The sequence below is a fragment of the Zoogloea sp. genome (assembly GCF_041911615.1).
In the GTDB taxonomy this organism is placed as follows: domain Bacteria; phylum Pseudomonadota; class Gammaproteobacteria; order Burkholderiales; family Rhodocyclaceae; genus Zoogloea.
Window position 1 is genome coordinate 1 of record NZ_JAYROR010000059.1, and the last position, 8,653, is coordinate 8,653.

Below are 8,653 nucleotides of genomic sequence, written 5' to 3' on the forward strand. Positions count from 1 at the left end.
AGCGGCGGCATCGACGGCAGGGCGGCTCCCAGGTCGGCCGCCGCGAGACATTGCAGGCAGCGGTCGTGACGCTCCGCCGCCGGCAGACCGCCGGCGGGATCGAGCGGGGCGGCCGCAACGGGCTCGTCGCCACGATGGGCGGCGACGAGATCGCCCACATGGCTGAGCGCATGGGCGGCGGCGAAGAACTGGGCGCACACCAGCAGCAGCGCGAGCACGCTGCGCAGCATCGGCGAACCGTGCAGGCGCCTCATGCGGCCTCCGCGGCGCAGAAGCCGGCGAACACGCGATCGACCACTTCGCGCTCCAGGTCGCGCACGATGAACACCAGACGCGTCGCCCGGTCGGCGTCAGGCCAGGCCGGCAGCGCCGCGTCCGGGTAGCGCAGGTGATGGACGCACTGCAGGACGCGCGGCACGACCTCGCCGCGCACCTGGACGATACCTTTCACCCGCAGCAGGTGATCGCCCTTCAGGCTCTGCAGGGTATCGAGGGCGGCCGAGAAGTCGCCCCAGGCCACGGGCGCCTCGATGCGCAGCACGAAGGCGTGGACCGAGGCGTCGTGACGCGCCGGATCGCCCCGGCGCGCGCCGCGCGGGGCGTACGGATTGCGTGGCGCGGCGGCGGCGACCGCCTCGTCGGCCAGCCAGCGGGCCACGTCGGCCGACTTGGTGGCCGGGTTCCACAGCCCGCAGTCGAGCACCGCCGCAGCCGGCACGTCGCCGGCCACGACGCGGCGCTGCGGCGCGCCGGGATTGAGCGCAGCCAGGGTGGCGGACAGGGCGTCGATGGCGGCGGGCACGGCCTGGTCGCACTTGGTGATGAGCAGCCGGTCGGCCATCGCCACCTGCTTGACCGCCTCGGGCTGGCGGGCGAGCTGATCGGCGCCGAAAACGGCGTCCACCGCCGTCACCACGCCATCGAGGCGATAGCGTTCGGCGATGAAGAAATCCTGCATCAGGGTGAAGATCACCGGCGCCGGGTCGGCGAGGCCGGTGGTTTCGATGAAGACCCGCGACAAGGCCGGCAATTCGCGGCGCAGGCGGCGCATGAAGACGTCCTTCAGCGCGCGGGCCAGATCGCCGCGCACCGCGCAGCAGATGCAGCCCGATTCGAGCAGCAGCACGTTCTCGTCGATCTTCTCGACCAGCAGGTGGTCAAGGGGTTCGGCACCGAATTCGTTGACGAGCACGACCGTCCCCGCCAGTTCGGGCTGACGCAGCAGGTGGTTCAGAAGGGTGGTCTTGCCCGATCCGAGGAAGCCGGTGAGCAGGGTGACGGGGATGCGATTCGCCGGCGCAGTCATGATCGGGACGAGCCGTTCCGGCGAATCGGGTGACGCGGCACTGAAACCGACGGGGATTATTCCCCGTACAGCTTCTGGGTGCGTTCGCGACGCTCCTGGGCGTCGATGGACAGGGTCGCGGTCGGGCGGGCCAGCAGGCGGCCGATGCCGATCGGATCGCCGGTTTCCTCGCACCAGCCGTATTCGCCTTCGGCGATGCGCTCGAGGGCTTCCTCGATCTTCTTGATCAGCTTGCGCTCACGGTCGCGCACGCGCAGCTCGAGGGCGTGCTCCTCTTCCACCGTGGCACGGTCGGCCGGATCGGCGACGAGTTCGTTCTCGCGCAGGTTGGCGCCGGTGCTGGCAGCGTTCTCGAGCAGCTCTTCACGCATTTTCGACAGACGCTCGCGGAAGAACTCCAGCTGGGCCGGGTTCATGTAGTCGTCGTCCGGCATGGCCAGGATCTCGGCCTCGGTGAGCAGTTTGTCTTTGCTGGTAGTTGCAACCATGTCTCATTCCTCCCATGAATCGACTGTCGGGCCCGGGTGCCCACGGCGCTTGCCCCGCGGCATCCACCCATTAGCGACTCGGCAGCCAGCACGAAGCGCGCCAGCCTTGTCTCCAAGACTGCGATTCTATGCACAGGATCGCTGCAATTACAACGCTCCGCGCGTCGCCGCCGTCCGTCGGCCTACATTCTGAAACACTGAATCTACCGCGCGGCTTCGGATCAAGGCGCGTCGTGCGGTAAAATGTTGCGATGCATTTCACGAACGATCCCGCTCCGGCTGCGCAGAAGGCGTCCTTCACGCTGCCGGTCCGGGTGTACTACGAAGACACCGACGCCGGCGGCGTGGTCTACTACGCCAATTATCTCAAGTTCTGCGAACGCGCCCGCACCGACTGGCTGCGCGCGATCGGCTTCGAGCAGCGCCAGCTGGCCGCCGAGCAGAACCTCGTCTTCGTGGTGCGCACCGTGAAGGCCGACTACCGCCAGCCGGCCGTCCTCGACGACCTGCTCGACGTGGTCACCGCCATCGAACGGCTCGGCCACGCCAGCCTGGTTTTCGCGCAGCGCATCCTGCGCGATGGTCAGCCCATTTTCGACGCCCAGATCACCATCGCCTGCATCGACAGCGTCGCCCGACGCGCCATCCCGCTTCCACCCGCTGTGCGCGCACAGTTCGCCACCCTGGTTTAAACCGATGAACGTCACCGAAGACCTTTCCATCCTGTCCCTGATCGCCAACGCGAGCGTCCTCGTCAAGCTCGTCATGGCGCTGCTCGGCACCGTGTCCTTCATGTCCTGGTACTGGATCTTCCGCAAGTGGTTCCAGATCCGCGACGCCAAGAAGAAAACCGACCTCTTCGAGCGCGACTTCTGGAGCGGCGGCGACCTCAACGCCCTCTACCAGAGCGCCGCCACCGGCCGCCACGAGGCCGCCGGCATGGAGCGCATCTTCGAAGCCGGCTACCGCGAATTCGCCAAGCTGCGCGGCAAGAACCTCGACCACGGCGCCATCATGGACGGCGCCCGCCGCGCGATGCGCGCCACCTACCAGCGCGAGGTCGACGACCTGGAAGCCCACCTGGCCTTCCTCGCCTCGGTCGGTTCGGTGTCACCCTACGTCGGCCTGTTCGGTACCGTGTGGGGCATCATGAACGCCTTCCGCGGGCTCTCCAATGTCGGCTCGGCCACCCTCGCCCACGTCGCCCCGGGCATCGCCGAGGCGCTGGTCGCCACCGCCATCGGCCTGTTCGCGGCGATTCCGGCGGTCGTCGCCTACAACCGCTTCGCCCACGACATCGACCGCATCGCGATCCGCTTCGAGAGCTTCACCGAAGAGTTCCTGAACATCCTCCAGCGCCAGCTGCGCTGACCGGGAGCGAAGCCGCAATGCGCCAACGTCGCCTGATGAACCAGATCAACGTCGTGCCTTACATCGACGTGATGCTGGTGCTCCTCGTCATCTTCATGGTCACCGCGCCGATGATCCAGTCCGGCTCGGTAAATCTGCCGAGCGTCGATAAAGTGCCCGCCCCGCCGACCGATGCGATGGTCGTCCAGGTCAAGCCGGACGGAGAACTGACGCTGCGCGCCACCAGCCAGGCGCCCGAGAAGTCGCTCAACCGCAAGGACCTGATCGCCGAGGTTCAGGACGCCGTGTCGGCCAACCCCGGCCAGTCGGTGATCATCGCCGCCGACAAGAGCGTCAAGTACGAGCAGGTCATGAACACCCTCAACGACCTGCGCAACGCGGGCGTCAACAAGGTCGGGCTGCAGACGCAGGTCGGCAAGTCGGCCCGATGAACCCAGCACTACCCGCCAACGAACGCGGCAAGTGGTCCTCGCTGGCGCTGGCGGCGCTGGTCCACGTCCTGCTCGGCCTGTTCCTGTTCTACGGCGTGCGCTGGCAGAACCGCCTGCCCGACGCCGTCGAGGTGGAGCTGGTCACCGCGCCGCCGCCTGCCCCCCAACCCGCCCCGCCGCCCGAGCCCGCGCCGCCTGCCGAGGCACGCCCGGCGCCCCCGCCTCCGCCTCCGCCCCCCCGCGTCGAGCCCGAGGAAGAGCGCGAGCCCGAACCGCCGCCACGCAAGCAGCCCGACATCGCCGTCAAGGCGCCCGAGCCGAAGAAGCAACCGCCCAAGCCGGTGAAGGAAGTCGTCAAGCCCGAGCCGAAGAAACCCGAGCCCAAGCCCGAGCCCCGCAAGCCCGAACCGAAGCCGGAGCCCAGGAAGCCGGAGCCACGCCCTGAACCGCGCAAGCCGGAGCCCAAGCCCGAACCCCGCAAGCCCGAACCGAAGCCAGAGCCCAAGCCGGACCCGAAGGCCGAGGCACGGGCCCGCGCCGAGCAGGCCAAGCTCGACAAGGCCCGCGCCGACAAGGAGGCCAAGGTCGCCGCCGAGCGCGCCCGCGAACTCGAGGATCGCCGCATGCGCGAGCTGCTGAGCCGCGACAGCGAGAACGTCAAGCAGACCGGCGAGATCCAGAAGGAACTCGCGCGCATCGCCAACGACAAAGCCAAGGCGGCCAACAGCCGGGCGCTCAAGGCCTACATCGACAAGATCGCCGCCAAGGTGAAAGGCAACATCATCCTGCCGCCCGGGGTCTCTGGCGATCCGCGCGCCGATTTCTACGTGGATCAGTTGCCCGACGGCTCGGTGATCGAGGTGCGCCTCAAGCGCTCCAGTGGCAACCCGCAGCTCGACGCCGCGATCGAGCGGGCGATCCAGAAGTCCAGCCCGCTGCCGAAGCCCGAGAAGAGCGAGTTGTTCCAGCGTACCCTCGACTTCCAGTTCCACCCGCTTCGCGACTGAGCCTCACCCGACGATGACGCCCTCGCCCCTCCGCCACCCGCCCGCCTCCGCCATGACGCGCGCGCTCGTGCTGACGGGCTGGGCGGCTCTGGTGACGGCATGTTCCACCGGCCCGACACCCACGGCGCCGACGCGCCCCGCCGAGGCCGCCCCGAGCACCGCGCCAGCCACCTCCCCAGCCGACGAAAGCCGCGCGCTGGCTGCCGTGCCGGCCGATTCGGCACCGTTCTTCTTCTGCACCGGCCGGGTGGCCACGCGGATCGCCACGCCGGAAGCCTACGCGATGGCGATCCAGCAAAAGATCTGCGCCAACATCCGCCTGCCCCGGGGTGTCACAGGCGATCCCGCGGTGGTTTTCGCGGTCGTCCAGCAACCCAGCGGCCGGGTCGCCAGCGTCCGCCTGCGCCAGTCTTCGGGCAACCGCGCCCTCGACAAGGCCATCGCCAGCGCGATCCGCAAATCCAGCCCGCTGCCCCGCCCTGACAAGCCGGAACTCTTCAACCCGACGCTGGAGCTGAAGTTCTATCCGCTCCGCGGCTAATCCGTGAGTCCTTTGCCCATGACCCTACGCATCCCGACCTTCCTGCGCCACACCGTGCCGGCCTGCGTGCTGATGCTGGCCAGCGCCTTCGCCCACGCCCAGCTCACCGTCGAGATCACCGGCGCCGGCGCCAACCGCCTGCCGGTGGCCGTCGCCAGTTTCGAGGGCGAAAGTGCCCTGCCCCGCGCCGTCACCGACGTGGTGCGGGCCGACCTCGAACGCAGCGGCCTGTTCAAGCTGGTCGAACTCGGCCCGAGCCCGATGGGGGCCGACAGCGTCGACTTCGGCCGCGTCCGGTCCCGCGGCGCCGACGCCGTGGCGGTCGGCACCGTCAGCCCGAGCGGCGGCCGCTACCAGATTCAGGTACGCCTGCACGACGCCGCCAAGCAAGTCGCCCTGGGCAGCCAGGCGATGGTGATGTCGCCGGCGCAGTACCGCATCACCGGCCACCGCATCGCCGACTTCATCTACGAGAAGCTCACCGGCGAGCCCGGCGTGTTCTCGACCCGCATCGCCTACGTGGTCAAGTCCGGCTCCCGCTACGAGCTGCAGATCGCCGACGCGGACGGCAGCAACGCCCAGACCGCGCTGGCCTCCCGCGAGCCGATCATCTCGCCGGCCTGGTCGCCGGACGGCTCGCGCCTCGCCTACGTCTCCTTCGAGGCCAAGAAGCCGGTGGTCTACGTTCACAACCTGGCCAGCGGCCAGCGCAACGTCGCCGCCAACTTCAAGGGCTCCAACTCCGCGCCCGCCTGGTCGCCCGACGGCCGCCGGCTGGCGGTAGTGCTGACCAAGGATGGCCAGTCCCAGTTGTATTCGGTCAATGCCGACGGCTCCGGCGTGCAGCGCCTGGCCTCGTCGTCCGGCATCGACACCGAGCCGTCGTGGTCGCCCGACGGCATGATCTACTTCACCTCCGACCGCGGCGGCAGCCCGCAGATCTACCGCGTTCCCGCCGGCGGCGGTGACGCCCAGCGGGTCACCTTCGAAGGCAGCTACAACGTCAGCCCGCGCCCCTCGCCCGACGGCAAGAGCCTGGTCTATGTGTCGCGCAACGGCGGCCGCTTTCAGGTCACCCTGCTCGACCTCGCATCCCGACAGACGCAAATCCTCACCGACTCGTCGAAGGACGAATCCCCGAGCTTCGCCCCGAATGGCCGGATGGTGCTGTATGCCACCGAGATCGGCGGGCGCGGCGTGCTCGCGGCCGTGTCATCCGACGGTCGTGTGAAGCAGCGTCTGTCGGTACAATCAGGCGACGTGCGCGAACCCGCCTGGGGGCCGCAACCCCGCAACTGACCTGCTCGCGCAAACCTTCGACACTTAAACGTTTCGTTTTTCGCGGCCACCCGACCGCCCCCACGGAGCCCACACCATGAAGTTTCACCGTCTTGCCCTGTCCCTGATCGCCGCCAGTGTGCTGGCCGCCTGTAGCTCTGCCCCCAACGTAGACGGCCAGGGTGCAGCGGTCGAAGACCGCAGCAGCGGCGCCGCCAGTTCCGGCGTCGACAGCAGCCGCGTCACCACCGTCAATGCCGACGGCGCCGGCGGCGCAGGCATCGCGGCCCTCAAGGACCCGAAGAACATCCTCTCCAAGCGCAGCGTGCTGTTCGACTACGACAGCTACGTGATCAAGGACGAGTACCGCGCGCTGATCGAAGCCCACGCCAAGTTCCTCGTTGCCAACCCCAAGATGAAGATGCTGATCCAGGGCAACACCGACGAACGCGGCAGCCGCGAGTACAACCTCGCCCTCGGCCAGAAGCGCGCCGACGCCGTCAAGAAGGCCCTCGGCCTGCTGGGCGTGTCCGAAAGCCAGCTGGAATCCGTCAGCCTCGGCGAAGAAAAGCCCAGCTGCGGCGAAGCGTCCGAGACCTGCTGGGCCGCCAACCGCCGCGGCGACATGCTCTACTCGGGTGAGTTCTGATGTCCCGCCGCCTTCTGCCCCGCCTGCTGGCCGGGCTGCTGGCGGGCCTGCTCGCCAGCCAGGCCCAGGCCGGCCTGTTTGACGACGAAGAAGCCCGCCTGCGCATCAACCAGATGCGCAGCGAGTTCTCCGCCCGTCTCGACAAGCTCGAGGCGGGGGCCCGCGCCCAGCTCGAACTGGCCGACCAGATCGAAACCCTGAAGGCAGAGATCGCCCGCCTGCGCGGCGAGAACGAAGTCCTCAGCAACGACCTGGCCAACGCCAACAAGCGGCAGAAGGACTTTTACGTCGACCTCGACAACCGCCTGCGCAAGGTCGAGCCCCAGGCCGGCGCCGAAGCGCCTACCGCGGCCCCCGCACCTGCCGCGGCGGCGGTCGACCCGGCAGCCGAGAGCCGCGACTACGAAGCCGCCCTCACCCAGCTGCGCGGCGGCAAGTTCAAGGAAGCGGCGGGCGGGTTCATCGCCTTCACCCGCAACTACCCGAACAGCAGCTTCCAGCCCAACGCCCACTTCTGGGCCGCCAGCGCGCTCTACCAGCTCAAGGACAACGCCGGCGCCGCCGAGCACTACGCCAAGGTCGCCAACCAGTGGCCCGACGACACGCGTGCGCCCGACGCCCTGCTCGGCCTGTCCAACACCCAGCAGGCCCGCGGCGACACCGCCTCCGCCACCAAGACGCTCGAGCGCCTGCTCGCCAAGTACCCGAGCAGCTCGGCGGCGACTATCGCCAAGCAACGTCTCAAGAAGTAAGCCGTCCGCCCCGCGCCCACCGCGCGGGGCACGCCGCACCCGGTTCACCGCCATGCCCCACGCCGCTCCGACCGTCCCCCGCGCCGCCACCCTGCGCATCACCGAAATCTTTCATTCTCTGCAGGGCGAGACCTCCCGCAGCGGCCTGCCGACCGTCTTCGTCCGCCTGACCGGCTGCCCGCTGCGCTGCACCTGGTGCGACACCGAATACGCCTTCACCGGCGGCACCACCCGAACGCTCGACGACATCCTCGCCGAAGTCGCCGGCTACGGCTGCCAGACGGTCTGCGTCACCGGCGGCGAGCCCCTGTCGCAAAAGAACTGCCTGCCGCTGCTCACCGCCCTGTGCGACGCCGGCTACTCGGTATCCCTCGAAACCAGCGGCGCCCTCGACATCGCCGGTGTCGACCCGCGCGTCTCGCGCATCGTCGACCTCAAGGCGCCCGGCTCCGGCGAAGTCGCCCGCAACCTGCTCGGCAACATCCCGCTGCTGACCCTGCGCGACGAACTGAAGCTGGTCCTCGCCAGCGAGGCCGACTACGAATGGGCCAAGGCGCAGATCGCCGAATACCACCTCACCGAACGCTGCCCGGTGCTCCTCGCCCCGGTCCAGGGCCAGTTGAAGCCGGCCGACCTGGCCGCCTGGATCCTCCGCGACCGACTACCGGTGCGCATGCAGGTACAGCTCCACAAGATCATCTGGGGCAACGAACCCGGCCGCTAGGCGGCCACCCCGACCGGCCGTGCGGCAGGCCTGCCGCACCGCCGGCGGACAGCGGAAAGTCTCGGCCGAGCCCCCCCCCGCCGGGCCGGCACGCCGCCGGCCGCGG

At 69.1% G+C, this 8,653-nt stretch carries 12 protein-coding genes; 9 read left to right on the top strand and 3 right to left on the bottom strand.

All coding sequences use genetic code 11. From position 1 onward, the window contains the following. The 3 genes from ACE3P2_RS06750 to dksA form a co-directional block, all read right to left on the bottom strand. On the bottom strand, positions 1-254 hold a 254-nt coding region (locus ACE3P2_RS06750), incomplete at its 3' end, for a hypothetical protein (protein ID WP_374262499.1). Next, entirely contained in the window at positions 251-1,306 is a 1,056-nt protein-coding gene (locus ACE3P2_RS06755) for a GTP-binding protein (protein WP_374262502.1), read from the bottom strand. The genes ACE3P2_RS06755 and ACE3P2_RS06750, both read right to left, overlap by 4 nt. 56 nt (positions 1,307-1,362) lie before the next feature. Continuing rightward, positions 1,363-1,794, bottom strand: coding sequence for an RNA polymerase-binding protein DksA (gene dksA, locus ACE3P2_RS06760; protein WP_374262504.1), 432 nt, complete (start codon positions 1,792-1,794; stop codon positions 1,363-1,365). 251 nt (positions 1,795-2,045) lie between these two features. On the opposite strand from dksA, the gene ybgC reads away from it, so the two are divergent. From ybgC to queE, 9 genes are all read left to right on the top strand, one after another. Further along, the gene (ybgC, locus tag ACE3P2_RS06765; protein WP_374262507.1) at positions 2,046-2,486 is read left to right on the top strand and encodes a tol-pal system-associated acyl-CoA thioesterase; all 441 of its coding nucleotides are present in this window, start codon (positions 2,046-2,048) and stop codon (positions 2,484-2,486) included. Between the two features lie 4 nt (positions 2,487-2,490). Beyond that, positions 2,491-3,165, top strand: a complete 675-nt coding sequence (gene tolQ, locus ACE3P2_RS06770; protein WP_374262510.1) for a protein TolQ — start codon at positions 2,491-2,493, stop codon at positions 3,163-3,165. Positions 3,166-3,182: 17 nt separating this feature from the next. After that, positions 3,183-3,596, top strand: coding sequence for a protein TolR (tolR, locus tag ACE3P2_RS06775; protein ID WP_374262513.1), 414 nt, complete (start codon positions 3,183-3,185; stop codon positions 3,594-3,596). Beyond that, positions 3,593-4,603, top strand: a complete 1,011-nt coding sequence (gene tolA, locus ACE3P2_RS06780) for a cell envelope integrity protein TolA (protein WP_374262515.1) — start codon at positions 3,593-3,595, stop codon at positions 4,601-4,603. Before tolR ends, tolA begins: the two co-directional genes overlap by 4 nt. 52 nt (positions 4,604-4,655) lie before the next feature. After that, positions 4,656-5,144: an energy transducer TonB gene (locus ACE3P2_RS06785; RefSeq protein WP_374262517.1), complete on the top strand. Its 489-nt coding sequence runs from the start codon at positions 4,656-4,658 to the stop codon at positions 5,142-5,144. A gap of 72 nt (positions 5,145-5,216) precedes the next feature. Continuing rightward, positions 5,217-6,443 (top strand): Tol-Pal system beta propeller repeat protein TolB, encoded by a 1,227-nt coding sequence (tolB, locus tag ACE3P2_RS06790; RefSeq protein WP_374262527.1) that lies wholly within the window; start codon positions 5,217-5,219, stop codon positions 6,441-6,443. A gap of 76 nt (positions 6,444-6,519) precedes the next feature. Next, positions 6,520-7,071, top strand: coding sequence for a peptidoglycan-associated lipoprotein Pal (gene pal, locus ACE3P2_RS06795; RefSeq protein ID WP_374262520.1), 552 nt, complete (start codon positions 6,520-6,522; stop codon positions 7,069-7,071). Continuing rightward, a complete protein-coding gene (gene ybgF, locus ACE3P2_RS06800; protein ID WP_374262522.1) occupies positions 7,071-7,823 on the top strand; it encodes a tol-pal system protein YbgF in 753 nt (250 codons plus the stop codon). The genes pal and ybgF overlap by 1 nt, the downstream gene beginning before the upstream one ends. Positions 7,824-7,875: 52 nt before the next feature. Then, on the top strand, positions 7,876-8,547 hold the full coding sequence (gene queE / locus ACE3P2_RS06805; protein WP_374262524.1) for a 7-carboxy-7-deazaguanine synthase QueE: 672 nt from the start codon (positions 7,876-7,878) through the stop codon (positions 8,545-8,547). Positions 8,548-8,653: the final 106 nt, after the last annotated feature.